16 protein-coding genes are annotated in these 12989 nt (G+C 61.2%); 8 read left to right on the top strand and 8 right to left on the bottom strand.

Features of this window, described 5'->3' with window-relative positions; all coding sequences use genetic code 11:
- The first annotated feature begins 43 nt into the window (after window positions 1-43).
- Complete coding sequence (locus JAO82_RS05165; protein WP_198685297.1) at window positions 44-766, top strand: GNAT family N-acetyltransferase; 723 nt, start codon at window positions 44-46, stop codon at window positions 764-766.
- A 105-nt stretch (window positions 767-871) separates the two neighbouring features.
- Here JAO82_RS05165 and JAO82_RS05160 read toward each other — a convergent pair whose 3' ends face one another.
- Window positions 872-1591, bottom strand: a complete 720-nt coding sequence (locus JAO82_RS05160) for a response regulator (RefSeq protein WP_198685296.1) — start codon at window positions 1589-1591, stop codon at window positions 872-874.
- Between the two features lie 148 nt (window positions 1592-1739).
- Between JAO82_RS05160 and mce the strand changes: the two genes are divergently transcribed.
- Together mce and JAO82_RS05150 are read left to right on the top strand one after the other, a co-directional pair.
- Window positions 1740-2144, top strand: a complete 405-nt coding sequence (mce, locus tag JAO82_RS05155; protein ID WP_198685295.1) for a methylmalonyl-CoA epimerase — start codon at window positions 1740-1742, stop codon at window positions 2142-2144.
- 9 nt (window positions 2145-2153) lie between these two features.
- Window positions 2154-2429 carry a DUF1467 family protein gene (locus JAO82_RS05150; RefSeq protein WP_198685294.1) on the top strand — a complete coding sequence of 92 codons (276 nt, stop codon included), beginning with the start codon at window positions 2154-2156 and terminating at the stop codon, window positions 2427-2429.
- A 3-nt stretch (window positions 2430-2432) separates the two neighbouring features.
- On the opposite strand, the gene JAO82_RS05145 is transcribed toward JAO82_RS05150, so the two are convergent.
- Window positions 2433-3137: an EI24 domain-containing protein gene (locus JAO82_RS05145; protein WP_198685293.1), complete on the bottom strand. Its 705-nt coding sequence runs from the start codon at window positions 3135-3137 to the stop codon at window positions 2433-2435.
- A complete protein-coding gene (locus JAO82_RS05140; RefSeq protein WP_198685292.1) occupies window positions 3134-3712 on the bottom strand; it encodes a nitroreductase family protein in 579 nt (192 codons plus the stop codon). Before JAO82_RS05140 ends, JAO82_RS05145 begins: the two co-directional genes overlap by 4 nt.
- A gap of 485 nt (window positions 3713-4197) precedes the next feature.
- On the opposite strand from JAO82_RS05140, the gene JAO82_RS05135 reads away from it, so the two are divergent.
- Window positions 4198-4476, top strand: a complete 279-nt coding sequence (locus JAO82_RS05135) for a DUF167 domain-containing protein (RefSeq protein ID WP_198685291.1) — start codon at window positions 4198-4200, stop codon at window positions 4474-4476.
- Here JAO82_RS05135 and JAO82_RS05130 read toward each other — a convergent pair.
- A complete protein-coding gene (locus JAO82_RS05130) occupies window positions 4461-4718 on the bottom strand; it encodes a hypothetical protein (protein ID WP_198685290.1) in 258 nt (85 codons plus the stop codon). The two genes, JAO82_RS05135 and JAO82_RS05130, sit on opposite strands and share 16 nt — an antisense overlap.
- A 152-nt stretch (window positions 4719-4870) precedes the next feature.
- Between JAO82_RS05130 and JAO82_RS05125 the strand changes: the two genes are divergently transcribed.
- Together JAO82_RS05125 and JAO82_RS05120 are read left to right on the top strand one after the other, a co-directional pair.
- On the top strand, window positions 4871-5593 hold the full coding sequence (locus tag JAO82_RS05125; RefSeq protein ID WP_198685289.1) for a M48 family metallopeptidase: 723 nt from the start codon (window positions 4871-4873) through the stop codon (window positions 5591-5593).
- Window positions 5594-5777: 184 nt separating this feature from the next.
- Window positions 5778-7724 carry an AsmA family protein gene (locus JAO82_RS05120; RefSeq protein WP_198685288.1) on the top strand — a complete coding sequence of 649 codons (1947 nt, stop codon included), beginning with the start codon at window positions 5778-5780 and terminating at the stop codon, window positions 7722-7724.
- Window positions 7725-7788: 64 nt separating this feature from the next.
- Here JAO82_RS05120 and JAO82_RS05115 read toward each other — a convergent pair whose 3' ends face one another.
- From JAO82_RS05115 to nth, 3 genes are read right to left on the bottom strand one after another with little or no spacing between them, the layout of a single operon-like run.
- Window positions 7789-8382 (bottom strand): GNAT family N-acetyltransferase, encoded by a 594-nt coding sequence (locus tag JAO82_RS05115; RefSeq protein WP_198685287.1) that lies wholly within the window; start codon window positions 8380-8382, stop codon window positions 7789-7791.
- 2 nt (window positions 8383-8384) lie between these two features.
- Window positions 8385-9374: an adenosine kinase gene (locus JAO82_RS05110; protein ID WP_198685286.1), complete on the bottom strand. Its 990-nt coding sequence runs from the start codon at window positions 9372-9374 to the stop codon at window positions 8385-8387.
- Window positions 9371-10015 (bottom strand): endonuclease III, encoded by a 645-nt coding sequence (gene nth / locus JAO82_RS05105; protein ID WP_198685285.1) that lies wholly within the window; start codon window positions 10013-10015, stop codon window positions 9371-9373. Before nth ends, JAO82_RS05110 begins: the two co-directional genes overlap by 4 nt.
- 213 nt (window positions 10016-10228) lie before the next feature.
- Here nth and JAO82_RS05100 point away from each other — a divergent pair, with 213 nt between their 5' ends.
- Together JAO82_RS05100 and JAO82_RS05095 are read left to right on the top strand one after the other, a co-directional pair.
- Window positions 10229-11122 carry a methylated-DNA--[protein]-cysteine S-methyltransferase gene (locus JAO82_RS05100; protein WP_198685284.1) on the top strand — a complete coding sequence of 298 codons (894 nt, stop codon included), beginning with the start codon at window positions 10229-10231 and terminating at the stop codon, window positions 11120-11122.
- 77 nt (window positions 11123-11199) lie between these two features.
- Window positions 11200-11856: an OmpA family protein gene (locus tag JAO82_RS05095; protein ID WP_408635504.1), complete on the top strand. Its 657-nt coding sequence runs from the start codon at window positions 11200-11202 to the stop codon at window positions 11854-11856.
- Between the two features lie 36 nt (window positions 11857-11892).
- Here the strand turns inward: JAO82_RS05095 and JAO82_RS05090 are convergent, their stop codons facing one another.
- Complete coding sequence (locus JAO82_RS05090; protein ID WP_198685282.1) at window positions 11893-12930, bottom strand: NAD(P)/FAD-dependent oxidoreductase; 1038 nt, start codon at window positions 12928-12930, stop codon at window positions 11893-11895.
- Window positions 12931-12989 lie beyond the last annotated feature (59 nt).

Raw genomic sequence — 12989 nt, 5'->3', positions numbered from 1 at the left:
TCTCCGCTTGGCGGAACCCGGTCTTGCGGTTAAAAGCGGTCGCATGAAAGCTGACTCGTCTGACCGGCGTTTGGGCGCTGTGGTGCGCGGCTGGACTCCGCCGCCGTGGCCTGCGGCAGCTATGCTACAGGGGCAGTATGTGCGTCTGGAACCCCTGTCGCCGGACCAGCATGCGAGGGCGTTGTATGACGCTTACAAAGGGCATGAGGCGCTGTGGGATTACATGGCCTACGGCCCTTTCGCCGGTTTCGACAGCTATCGCGATTGGATGGAGCAGGCGGTTGCCGGCGCCGATACTGTGTTCTTCGCGGTGCGCAAACTGGAAACGGATCAGGTCGGTGGGGTGGCGAGTTATCTCAGGATAAAGCCCGCCGCCGGGGTAATTGAGGTCGGTCATATCAATTACGCCCCGATCCTGCAGCAGACGCGCGCCGCCACCGAGGCAATGGCACTGATGATGGGCTGGGCCTTTGATGCCGGGTATCGCCGGTATGAGTGGAAGTGCGATGCCCTGAACATAGCATCGCGCCGGGCCGCGCAGCGTTTGGGGTTCAGTTACGAGGGCGTATTCCGACAAGCCATGGTCGTAAAGGGACGCAACCGCGACACCGCGTGGTTTGCCGTGATCGACTGCGACTGGCCCATCTTGCGCACAGCCTTTCGGCAATGGCTGGAGCCGTCAAACTTCGACGATAAGGGGCATCAGATCATCGCGTTACGCGATCTGACAGCACCGGCGCGGGTGTCATCTGATCCACTGATTTAAGCTTCAGGCCCGCGTTTTCGGCGGGTCCGGCGCGCCGCCCTGTACGCCCGCGGATAGAGAACGACGGCAAGACTGACAAGCGATAGGAAAAATAGTTTCAGCACGTCAGATCGCCCGTTTCTTTTGCAACCGCTGCTGGATCAGCGCCGCCACCCGTGCCGCGGCCGAGATATAGGGCGCACCTTTTGCGCGGGCGCTGGCCAGATCGGCGGCCGCCTGCGCCAGAACCGTATCCTCGGCGCTTTGGGCGACGCCGCGGACAAATTGTGCGACGTAGTCGATCATCTGGCTTTCACTGCGATCACACAGCAATTCCGCCATCTGCGCCATATCGTCCTGATAGGCCAGCGGATCCGGATGCACGTGGCGATTGCACACCAGCCGCAAGCCGGGTGGCTGCCGATCATAAGGCAAGTGCGACAGGATGAGGTTCTGGAAAGTGGACAGAGAGGTGATCGGCTTGGGCAGAAATTCGTTTGCCCCCGCCGCCAATACCGCGTTTTCGGAAAGATCGTCGCCGGACATACCGATAATCACGCCAATCCGCGGCACAGCGCGGTGCAATTGCGAAATCAGGTCCAACCCAGAGCCATCCGGCAGCCCCAGATCGACGATAATGACCGAGGGACGATAGGTCTTGAGATGTCGGCGCGCCGCGGCGAGACAATCGGCGCGGCGGATCCGTGCGCCGCTGCGCAAGCATAACAGGCGGATAGCATCGCAGGTAAATCGGCTGTCCTCAACCACAAGGACCGTCAGTCCCAGCAGTGGACGGGCCGCAGTTGCCTGTTTGCGGCGCGCAGTGAACGGGTCCAGATCGTCCATGACGTTTCCTTTTCTCGGCAGACAGGCCCAGCCTAGGGAATGCTGGCTAATAGGAGGTAAACGCCGCCACGCAGTTTATCGCCCTCTTGCTCTTGGCGCGTGGGGCCCGCATAACCTACAGCGACACAAGCCCCGAAAGGAGTGTCTCATGATCGGTCGCCTGAACCATGTCGCCATCGCCGTGCCGGACCTTGAGGTCGCGTGCGAACAATATCGCAATGCGCTGGGCGCCACTGTCGGTGCACCGCAGGATGAACCTGACCACGGCGTGACAGTCGTGTTCATCGAACTGCCCAATACCAAAATCGAATTACTGTATCCGCTGGGTGAAAACAGTCCGATTCAGGGTTTTCTGGATAAAAACCCGGCTGGCGGGATCCATCATATTTGTTACGAGGTTGAGGATATCAACGCCGCCCGCGATCGTCTGGAGCAATCCGGAGCCCGCGTTCTAGGCAGCGGTGAGCCGAAAATTGGAGCCCATGGCAAGCCCGTTCTGTTTCTGCACCCCAAGGATTTCAATGGCTGCCTTATCGAATTAGAGCAAGCCTAGGAGAATGAGATGGGTCTGACATCGGCGTTGGTTCTGCTGGCGATCATATGGGTGATGGTCTTTTTCATCGCGCTGCCGATCCGGGTGACGACGCAGGCCGAAAGCGGCAAGGTCGAGCCGGGCACCCATGAGGGTGCGCCACAGGTTCACAATCTGGGCAAAAAGGCGCTGATAACCACGGCGGTGGCTTTGGTGGTCTGGGTTATCGCCGTGGGCGTTATCCTGTCGGGCTGGATCTCGGTGCGCGATCTGGATATTTTCAACAAGATGCGCCCGATTCAGTAATCCCTACCGGCGGGCCTGTGTTTTGTGGAAGATATGGGTGAATGTGGCGGCCCCGATTATCGGGATAAGCAGGTTCAGCAGCGGTACCGACAAGGGCACCGCCATCAGCGTTCCGGCCAGCCAGATCGTCCCGGCATGATGGCTCCGCAGCCGCTTGGCCTCCACACGACCGACACGGCGAATGGCCGCAAGGGTGAAATATTCCCGTCCCAGCAGAAAGCCGTTCAACCCCCAGAATACTGCCGCCCAAGCCGGGGCAACAAAGAAGAGCAGTACCGTCGCCAGTAACAGCGCCACGATATTGGCCAAGATCAGAACGCCGAGAAACCCCAGCGCGTCCAGCGCCTGATCGATCAAAGGAACCGGTTGTGCGGGTGGCAATGTAGGATAGTGCCGGTCCTCAACCGCCTGCGCGACCTCGTCCAGGAACAGCGAGGTGATCGCCGAGGCAATCGGCATCATCAAGAACACCGATAATACCAGCATCAGCCCGACCGACGACCAGCCCGCGAGATCGTTCAGCCAAGTAACGGACCCGATGAACGGCAGGCTTGCATTCTCGCCCACCAGCCAGCGCACCAGCCACAGCACGCCCACATAGCTGGCGATCAGCAGCGCGATGGTCAGGCCGACGCCCAGAAACAGCACTCGGCGAAAGCGCGGATCGCCCAGTTGCCCCAGCGCTGTAAAAAAGGCGCTTAAAATCATTCATCGAGCCATTGAGTAATTGCGGCGACATCGGGGCGGGTGCGATCAGTGGGGGTGATCCGCTCGGTCCCGATATGGACGAAGCCGACGATACCTTCATTCGACGCAAGCCCCAGCGCGGTTGCGCAGAACTCTTGGTCATGTGCGGCCCAACCGGTCAGCCAATTCGCGCCCCAGCCCGAGGCCAGCGCCGCATTCAACAGAGACAAACAGGCTGCGCCGGCAGAATAAGTCTGTTCAATAGCCGGAATCTTCTCTGAATCGCGCTGTATCTCGACAACAGCAACCGCAAGATTGCCTTGATCGAATTGAGAACGCCCTTTCGCAATCTGGCTCTCGTCTAGATCCAGAGCCTCGCCCCGCTTTTGCACGGCCTTGGCAAGCCGTGCCATCGCGGCACCTTCGATCACAATGAAACGCCATGGCTCCAGTCGACCGTGGTCGGGACAGCGCGCCGCGGCGGTGAGGATCGGCATGAGGTCGTCGCGGGTCGGCACAGGCCGCTGCAGGGTTTTCGCCGGACGTGAGCGCCGGGTCAAAAGAAAGTCGATTGCGGATCGGCTATCGGATGTCATGTCAGGGGCCTTTCTGATCGTGAATCTCGTCTATCTCGGCATCACGGGTCCGAGAGTCAATGTGACCGCTGGATCACATCTCGCGGAGCGCACTATTTAGGAATCAGACAGAGGAGTATGATCTGCGCGCCACCGGACCACTAACCCAACCGGTGAGTAAACTCAGGAAAGGAGTTTGCGGTGACTTACGTTGCTAAACGCCTTGTCGCGTTTGTATCGACGGTCGGCCTGATTGCCGCATTTGTCACTTTCGCTGCGCCCGCCATTGCGCAGCCGGATGGCCCCAATCAACAGCAGAACGTCATGACCACAGCTATTCCGGGAACGAGCACGGCACCCGTGAAGAATCATTGCATGTATTGCGGTTCACGCGGGGGGGAGCGCTAGTCGTAATCTGGTAGCATAACAATGGACGGGGCGGGGCGGGATGGCCTCGCCCCGGTCGCATTCTGGTCTTTCTTGGCGGCGCAAGGCAAACTGGGACTATGGCTAAACCAAGAATCCGTAATCTGCCCGATCTATCCCATCTCGCCCGCTCCGGTGCCGAGATCGCGGTCCATGTGACGCCGGGTGCGCGTCAGGCGGCATTTTCACATAAAGATGGAAACTTGCGCATCGCGGTCACCGTGCCGCCCGAAGATGGCAAAGCGAACGAGGCCGTGCGCAAACTGCTGGCGCGGGCGCTGCGAGTGGCGCCGTCGCGCCTGTCGCTGCTGCGTGGCCATACATCGCGCGACAAGCTGTTTGTTTACTCGGGGTCCTGAGTGCTGTCCGCAACTTTTTTCAGGCGATAGACACCTTCAGGCAGGTCGAGCGCCGCCGCGAGTTCGCGCAGTTGCCATGGAGATAGTGTGATGGTGACAACCTGATCGGTCCGGGGATCGAACTGCTCAAGGGTGACACATTCCGCGAACCCGTTGATCACCACATCTTCCTGCAAGGGGGCCGGTCCCTCGTCCACAAGGGTGATCACGGTGGCGTCGAACTCGTGTTCAATGCTAAACATGCGCCCATGGTGCGTCGGGTGGAACCGGGATGCAAGCGGCATCCTGCCCGCCCTGATCACGATCGGTTGCATCGGCACTGGTGCCGCATCAGCGCTGTGATAATGTCGCCAAGCGGGCTGTGCATGCCCAGAACGGCTCAAGAGGAGGCCCCATGCGCTGGACACGATTGCTCACGGCCCTGATTGCCAGTCTTGCATTAACGGCGTGCAATCTGGTCGTACCCGTCGGCCCATCGCCCGCGCCCAATCTGCAAAGCGCGCCGGTATTGCCCACGCCGCAACAGGCTGCGCGCAATTTTGCGCAGGTGGTGAATGACGTTCGGCCCGTGGCTGAACAGGAGTGCCGCAACCGTGCCCGCGACCTGAACTGCAACTTCATGATCCGTGTCGATAATGACCCGCGCCAACCCCCCAATGCGTATCAAAGTCGCGCCAGCGATGGCCGTCCGGTTTTGACCTTTACCATCGCCATGATCGCCGACGTCGCCAATACCGATGAACTGGCGTTTGTCATGGGCCACGAGGCCGCGCATCACATCGAGCGCCACCTTGATCGCCAGTCTATCAACGCCTCTTTGGGGGCAGAGATTTTTGGCGGTCTGGCCACTCTGACCGGAGGCAGTGCCCGCGATGTTGAGACTGCAGCGCGACTGGGGGCGAATGTCGGTGCGCGTAACTACTCCAAGGATTTCGAGCTTGAGGCGGACCGGCTTGGCACGGTCATCACCTGGCGTGCGGGCTATGATCCGGTACGCGGCGCGGAATATTTCGGTCGCATTCCCGACCCCGGCGACCGTTTTCTGGGCACCCATCCACCCAATGCCGCCCGCATCGATATCGTGCGCCGCACAGTGGCCACGCTTGAGCGTCGCTAGGTTGTGAAAACGGTCAGAAGGGCGTGTCCGCAGCGACGGACCCAATAGTCAAAGCCGGTATCGCCGTGCGCCCTCAAGTAAACGCAACACGCGCTAAGCAAGTATATGCCACGTGACGGTGTTGCGCATTGCGCACCGGCTTTGAGTGGCTAGCTTGGCGGCTATTCAGGCGGGAGGACCATTCATGCGTTGGCTGTTTCGGATCGTCGGGGCGCTTGTCGTGGCGAGCCTTTTGCTGGGGGCGGCCTTGATTGTCCTGCCCATCATTTTGCCGGGCGAACGGATCGCGCAGATTGCCGTCGATCAGGTCCGGGCGCGTACCGGGCGCGACCTTGAGTTCTCCGGCGATGTCTCGTTTACTTATTGGCCGGTTTTGGGCGTCACGACCGGGCCCGTGATCCTTGGCAATGCCGACTGGGCCGGGCCCGAGCCGCTACTGCGCGCTCAGGCATTAACTGTTGGGCTGGCCGCGCCCGACCTGCTGCGGGGAAAAATCCGCATCACCGAAATCACCGCCCAAAGCCCAGACCTGCACCTGGCAACCCGTGCCCACGGGCATGGCAATTGGGAATTTGCGCCACCGGCGTCACCGGCGACAGCATCTGGCCCCGAAGCGCGGGCTGACGGGCACAGGGCCGTATTGCCGATTCTGGAAAAGCTGAACCTGACCAATGCCCGCCTGACCTGGAGCCAAGCAGGGGCGGACCCGCGCGTTCTTGACGGTGTGGATCTGGCGCTGAACTGGCCCGAGCAAGAGGGGGCCGCGGATCTCAAAGCCACAATCCGGCCAGCGGGAACTCCGGTCCGGCTCGCGGCGCAGATCGGGCGTTTCGCGTCGTTTCTGGCGGGCGAGGCAACAGAAATAACCGCAAGCGTCGATGCCGCAGAGGGACAGATCATCTTCGACGGGCGCGTCAAAGTGACCGGCGAGGCGGCGGGGCGGGTGACGTTTGATTCAAACAATACCGCCCGGATGATGGCGGCGCTGGGCGTGGCAGGGGCCGAGCTTCCCAAGGGGTTGGGGCAGGTGGCGCACCTGTCTGCGGATATGAGCTTTGCCCCGAATGGGCCAATTGTTCTTCGGGATTTCGCGGCGAATCTGGACGGCAACCGTCTGTCGGGGGCGGTCAATATCGCTTTGTCCAGCCCGCCGCGGATCACCGGACAGATCTCTGCCGGGGTTCTGGATCTGCGCACTGAAACGGGTTCGGGCAGTGCGATTGATGCGCCGAAAACGGAAGGCTGGTCGGATAGGCCCATTGACGCCAGCGCTTTGGCATTGGTGGATGGGGCGATCGATCTGACGGTTCAGGGGATTCTCTTGGACACAACCGAGATCGGCGCGCTGCGCGCCAACCTGTCGTTGAACAAGTCGCGCGCGGTTCTGGACCTGAGCGCGGCGGAGGTTTTCGGTGGCATCGTGAAGGGTCAGCTTGTCGCAAATAATCGGAGCGGCTTTTCGGTGCGCGCAAATGTGACCGCTTCGAAAATCGACACGCAGATGGCGCTGAGTGACATGGCGGGCCTCAAGCGGCTGTCGGGGCGCGGCGAAGCGCGCATCGACGTGCTGGGCAGCGGCAAGACTCAGGCGGCAATCATGCGGTCGCTTTCGGGCTCGGGCAGCGTCGCGATGGCGCGGGGCGTGATTTCAGGGATCGATCTGGATCGATTGATGGGCGGCGGCGATGTCAGCGATGGCACCACCGTATTCGATTCGCTGAACGCAAGCTTTACGATCCGTGACGGTGATCTGTTCAACAAGGATCTCTTGCTGAGCCTGCCGAACTATCGTGCCGACGGGGAAGGGCGTGTCGGGTTGGGGGCGCGGGACATTGATTATGTCTTCACACCGGTTGCGCTGCGCGCCAATGCGGGCACCGGGCTGCGGATTCCGATCCGCATCAAGGGGCCGTGGGCCGACCCCAGCATCACGCCCGACGTCAAAGCCGTGCTGCAGCAAGAGATCAACATCGATCGCGACGAATTTGAGGCGAAAGTGAAGGACAAACTGCGTGAAAAGATTAAGCCAAAGCCGGATCGGCATGGCAATCGGGATCCGATTGAGGAGTTGAAGGACAAGCTGGAGAGCGAGGTCAAGAAGGGCTTGCTGAAACTGCTGCGCGGCGACTGAAAGGGCAGCGGCAGGGACGGCGTTACGCCAAGGAGTTTTGCGGAAGACGACAGGTTAGGTGAGGTTACGGGCGCAAGAGCGGCACATGCGGACCGGCCTCTAGGGGCAGCTTTCCGGTCAGACGGGGGTCATCTGCGATTTCCACTTGTTGACGGGTCGGGGTGAACCCGCTGCGGCGGTAGAACTCCAGCGCGCGCGGAGAATCGAGCGTGCAAGTCTGAACGTGGAACCGGCTGATGGGACGGGCCCATGCGCGGGTGATGGCGTAGTTCATCAGCGCGCGGCCTGTCCCGGTGCCGATCAGGGCCGGAGCGAGGGCCAGAAAGGCAAGTTCGCAAGTGCCGCGCGTGCGAAAGTCGAGTTCTAGAAAGCCCTCCTCGGCACCATCTTTGCTGATAGGCCAGATCTCGACATTCGGGTCAGTGATGATGGTGCGCAGGGCGTCGTCATCAAGGTTAAGGCGGGAAAACCACAGCCAGTCGTAACCACCAACACGCCGGAACAAGGATCGATACCAGTCAAGGTCGGGGTTCGTGACGCGCCGGATCGCCAGGTCTGTCGGGGCCGGGCGCAGCGCCGGAGGGCGGCGCATTTCAAGGTGCGTGACCACCGCCGCAACTTTGCCCGGTGGTACATCGTGCAGCCCGTCCGCCAGCATGGTTACAGCAGTCCCTGCTCGCGCAATACCACGCGCAGGTCGGTTTCGGGGCGCGGGCCGATATGGGAAATCACTTCGCGGGCGCAGACCGTGCCGATACGCGCGCAGGTTTCCAGATCTCGCCCGGTGGCCAGCCCGAACAGGAATCCGGCGGCGAATTGATCGCCAGCGCCGGTGGCATCAACCGGGGTGATCCTTTCCACCGGAACGTCGATACGGGTGCCGCGATCCATGATCGTAACCCCGTCGCCCGAGCGGGTGCAGACCACCAGTGGGCAGAGCTTGCTGACCTGTTGCAGATCGGCGTCAAGATTATCGTTTTGAAAAAGTGAACGAATTTCAGCCTCATTCCCGATCACGAAATCCATTTCGTTCTCGATCAGCGACAGGAAATCGGCGCGGTGGCGATCGACACAGAACGGGTCTGAGATGGCGATGCCGGTCTTGCCACCGCCTGCACGACATTGGCGCGCGGCTTCGAGAAACGCGGCCTTGCCTTTTTCCTTGTCGAACAGATAGCCCTCAAGAAACATGATCTGCGCGCGACCGGCAACCGCGGCGGGGACATCGTGCAATCCGAACTCGGCGGAAATCCCCAGATAGGTGTTCATCGAGCGCTCGCCATCGGGCGAGACGAAAATCATCGAGCGCGAGGTCGGCAGTTCGCCGTTTGCGGCTGGAGGGTTGACGAATGCGATGCCAGCATCATTCATCGCATCGGCATAAAAATGGCCCAGTTCGTCATCGCGCACCCGCCCGATAAAGGCAGTTTTTAGGCCCAGTGCCCCGGCCCCCGCGATAGTGTTGGCCACCGATCCGCCCGGCGTCTGTATTCGGTTGGACATCGCGTCATAAAGCTGTTCGGCGCGGTCGCGCTCGATCAATTGCATGATGCCTTTTTCGATATCCATCTCTGACAGAAAGTTATCGTCAGACTGGGCAATTACATCGACAACGGCATTTCCAATGCCGACGAGTTGATAGGTCGTCATAGGGTTTTGTCCTTGTAGGGGCAGAGATCGCGGATCGGGCAGGTGGGGCACATCGGTTTGCGTGCCTTGCAGATATAGCGTCCGTGCAGGATCATCCAGTGATGGGCGTGTTGCAGATAGTCCACTGGAATATTGTCCTCAAGCGCGCGTTCAACGGCGACGACATCTTTGCCGGGGGCAATGCCGGTGCGGTTGGCAACGCGAAAGATGTGTGTATCAACCGCCTGTGCGGGATAGCGCCACCACATATTCAGCACCACATTGGCCGTTTTACGCCCGACACCGGGCAGCGAATTTAGCGCGGCGCGGGAATTTGGAACTTCGCCGCCGTACTCCGCGACCAGAATTTCGCTGAGGCGGATGACGTTCTTGGCCTTCTGGCGGAAAAGGCCGATAGTCTTGATATGCTCGGTCAGCCCGTCAATGCCAAGGTCGAGCATTTTCTGCGGTGTGTCGGCGATTTCAAACAGGGCGCGCGTGGCCTTGTTGACGCCCACATCAGTGGCTTGTGCCGACAGGGCAACGGCGACCAGAAGCGTATAGAGGTTGGTGTGATCCAGTTCGCCCTTGGGTTCGGGCTCGGCCGCGTGGAAGCGGTCAAAAATTTCGCGGATCGTGTGATAATCTAGCTGTCTGGACATGAAAGCAGCTATGCCCGCAGTTTGCCCGTAGGGCAAGAGAGCGGCGTGCTGCCAGACCGTCATCGGTCCTTCTGGTCGAGGATCTTTGCACGTCGAGAGCATGTCCAGGCTGGCGATCGGTCGCGGTGACCTTGTGCCGGTTACGCAAGAAGCGGGTCGCGGATGCGCCTTGATGTGCGGTAAGATGGCCTGACATAGCACGGGGATGCCATCATGAATTGTCAGGCCAGCCAATCAATGGAGTCGCAAGCCTATCATTATGGCGTCATGCGCCGCGCCATTGATCTGATCGACGCAGGGGGCGCGGATTTGACGCTGGATGGACTGGCCGCGCAGATGGCGATGAGCCCGGCCCATTTTCAGCGCATCTTTTCGGCTTGGGTCGGCGTGTCACCCAAGCGCTATCAGCAATATTTGACGCTTGGCCATGCCAAGACGCTGTTGCGCGAACGATTCACCACGCTGGATGCCAGCCATACGGTCGGGCTGTCGGGCAGCGGGCGGTTGCATGACCTTTTCGTGCGCTGGGAGGCGATGAGCCCCGGTGAATTTGCTCGCAAGGGCGCGGGTTTGCACATCCGCTATGGCTGGCTCGATAGTCCGTTCGGCGCGGCACTGGTAATGGCGACCGACCGGGGGCTGTGCGGGATCGGGTTCGCTGGCGAAGCGACGCGGGACGCGATCTGGGCCGATTTGACCGGACGCTGGCCCGAAGCCGAATTCGTCGAGGATCGCGCGGCTGTCACTCCTTGGGCGCAGGCGGCGTTTCGTCAGCAGGGAGAAACGCAGGTGCATCTGATTGGCGCGCCGTTCCAGATCAAGGTCTGGGAGGCGCTGTTGAGCATCCCCTCGGGGCAAGTGACAACCTATTCCGAGATCGCGCAGGCGGTCGGCCATCCCCGTGCGGTACGGGCGGTGGGCACCGCTGTAGGGCGCAACCCGGTCAGTTGGCTGATCCCGTGCCACCGTGCCTTGCGCAAGTCCGGCGCATTGGGCGGTTATCATTGGGGCATGCCGGTCAAACGTGCCATGCTGGCGTGGGAAGCCGCGCGAACTGACGCCAGAGGTGGGCAGGCTTTTGCCGATCGGAACAACTTCACGCCTTGAGCGTTACCCCGCCACATGTGTTATAGGAATGCTATAACACCCGGATTACGGGACCAAAACACAAGGCTGATATGACCATGACCCTGAAAACTACCGCTTTCGCTGCTCTCGGCTGCGTCTTTTTCCTTGGTGCCTGCACCGAGCCGGGCTCGCTGAGCAGCCTCTCCGCCGATCCCAACCAGCAAGCCAAGCAGGGCGCGCTGATGGGTGCGCTGGTGGGCACAGGTCTGTCCGTGGCGACCGGTGGCAAAAAAGGCGACCTGTTGATCGGAGCGGCGGCCGGGGCTGCGGCAGGCGGTCTGATCGGCAGCCAATTGGATAAGCAAGCCGCCGAGTTGCGCAGTCAACTGGCCAGCGACGGCATCACCATCACCAATACCGGCACGCAACTGGTTGTCTCGCTGCCGCAGGATATCACCTTTGCCACCGACAGCTTTACGGTGCGTCCCGCATTGCAGGCGGATCTGCGCCGAGTCGCGGCACATCTTCAGCGCTATCCGAACTCCCATGTGCAGGTCATCGGCCATACCGACAGCACCGGGGCTGCGTCGTACAATCAGGATCTGTCCGAGCGCCGGGCCAGCGCGGTTGCCAGCGTTCTGGCGCAGGGCGGCGTGTCTTATAACCGGCTGGTGACGCTGGGCCGTGGCGAAAGCCAGCCAATTGCGTCGAATCTCACGGTTGAGGGCAAGGCGCGCAACCGTCGCGTAGAGATCATCATTATCCCACGTTGATCGATCCGGGCAGGGTGTGGACGTCACGCCCTGCCGCTATAAAGATGCCTCGGCGCGGAATTCGTCGGGAAGCCTGTCGATATCGTCCAAGACCAGATCGGCCATCACCTGTGCGATTTTCGGAGCCATCCCAAGCCCGATCTTGAAGCCGCCATTGGCGATGAATTGCCCCGGTAACATCGGATGTACGCCCAGTACCGGCGCGCGACTTCGCGCGCGGGGGCGCACGCCTGCCCAACGTTCGATCACCGGCGCGCCGTGCAGCAACGGCAAGGCTGCGGTTGCCCTGTCGATCAGATCATCCAACTGTGCATCGGTGGCGGTTGCCTCATTCCACGCGCGTTCGCTGGTTGATCCGATGGCCAATGTGCGATCCGCATGGGGGATAAAATGCAGCCCATCGATATATAGCTGCGGCTGGTCTGGCCCGGCATCGTAATGTAACAACGCGGCTTGACCCTTGACGCCATTGCCAAAGACCCGCCCGACATGCGCATTGATCCGCTCGAGATCGGCAATGCCGGTGGCCCAGATCACCCGCCCTGCGTCGGGCGCGTCGGTTTGCACAGACACCCCCATGACGCCAAGCGCGGCAACCAATGCAGCGCAGGCCCGGCGCGGATGGATGCGGGCGCTCAACGTGTCGCGCACGACATATCCGGTCGGTGAGGGCGGTGCCCACGGCCCAAGATCGGCACCCGATAGCACATCCCATTCTGCCTGACCCTGCCAGAAGAGGCGGGCCCCTTCGCAGCGCTTCTGTGCCAGCGCCAGTGCCGCTTCGTCCGCGATCGGTTGAATACGCCCGGTGCGTCCATAGCCGGGGGATAAACCACCTGTCGCCTCAACCTCGGCCCAGAAGGGTTCGGCCATCAGCAGGCTGTTAAACTGAAACGCCTTTTTGGCGCCCCACTGGTCGGGCACATGCGGTGCCAGTGCGCCAAGAATGCCGCCGCTGGCCCCGGTGCCGGGGCCGTAAGGGTCGATCAGCCGGACCCTCGCGCCGCGCCGCGCGCAGACCCAAGCAATTGAGAGCCCAAAAATTCCCGCGCCGCGGATAGTGACGTCGACCATTGCCAAGCGTGCCGCCTTTCTTCACTGTCGCGTCAAAGGTTTTAATACGACGGTCAGAG

The sequence above is a fragment of the Pontibaca salina genome (assembly GCF_016307205.1).
Classification (GTDB): Bacteria; Pseudomonadota; Alphaproteobacteria; order Rhodobacterales; family Rhodobacteraceae; genus Pontibaca; species Pontibaca salina.
Note: the sequence above shows the minus strand (reverse complement) of the source record. Positions and strands in the feature narration are given on the sequence as shown.

Excerpts from the sequence above, each read along its gene's own strand:
- JAO82_RS05165 (WP_198685297.1), top strand. The coding sequence starts at position 44 with ATGAAAGCTGACTCGTCTGACCGGCGTTTGGGCGCTGTGGTGCGCGGC.
- JAO82_RS05160 (WP_198685296.1), bottom strand. The coding sequence starts at position 1,591 with ATGGACGATCTGGACCCGTTCACTGCGCGCCGCAAACAGGCAACTGCG.
- mce (WP_198685295.1), top strand. The coding sequence starts at position 1,740 with ATGATCGGTCGCCTGAACCATGTCGCCATCGCCGTGCCGGACCTTGAG.
- JAO82_RS05150 (WP_198685294.1), top strand. The coding sequence starts at position 2,154 with ATGGGTCTGACATCGGCGTTGGTTCTGCTGGCGATCATATGGGTGATG.
- JAO82_RS05145 (WP_198685293.1), bottom strand. The coding sequence starts at position 3,137 with ATGATTTTAAGCGCCTTTTTTACAGCGCTGGGGCAACTGGGCGATCCG.
- JAO82_RS05140 (WP_198685292.1), bottom strand. The coding sequence starts at position 3,712 with ATGACATCCGATAGCCGATCCGCAATCGACTTTCTTTTGACCCGGCGC.
- JAO82_RS05135 (WP_198685291.1), top strand. The coding sequence starts at position 4,198 with ATGGCTAAACCAAGAATCCGTAATCTGCCCGATCTATCCCATCTCGCC.
- JAO82_RS05130 (WP_198685290.1), bottom strand. The coding sequence starts at position 4,718 with ATGTTTAGCATTGAACACGAGTTCGACGCCACCGTGATCACCCTTGTG.
- JAO82_RS05125 (WP_198685289.1), top strand. The coding sequence starts at position 4,871 with ATGCGCTGGACACGATTGCTCACGGCCCTGATTGCCAGTCTTGCATTA.
- JAO82_RS05120 (WP_198685288.1), top strand. The coding sequence starts at position 5,778 with ATGCGTTGGCTGTTTCGGATCGTCGGGGCGCTTGTCGTGGCGAGCCTT.
- JAO82_RS05115 (WP_198685287.1), bottom strand. The coding sequence starts at position 8,382 with ATGCTGGCGGACGGGCTGCACGATGTACCACCGGGCAAAGTTGCGGCG.
- JAO82_RS05110 (WP_198685286.1), bottom strand. The coding sequence starts at position 9,374 with ATGACGACCTATCAACTCGTCGGCATTGGAAATGCCGTTGTCGATGTA.
- nth (WP_198685285.1), bottom strand. The coding sequence starts at position 10,015 with ATGTCCAGACAGCTAGATTATCACACGATCCGCGAAATTTTTGACCGC.
- JAO82_RS05100 (WP_198685284.1), top strand. The coding sequence starts at position 10,229 with ATGAATTGTCAGGCCAGCCAATCAATGGAGTCGCAAGCCTATCATTAT.
- JAO82_RS05095 (WP_408635504.1), top strand. The coding sequence starts at position 11,200 with ATGACCCTGAAAACTACCGCTTTCGCTGCTCTCGGCTGCGTCTTTTTC.
- JAO82_RS05090 (WP_198685282.1), bottom strand. The coding sequence starts at position 12,930 with ATGGTCGACGTCACTATCCGCGGCGCGGGAATTTTTGGGCTCTCAATT.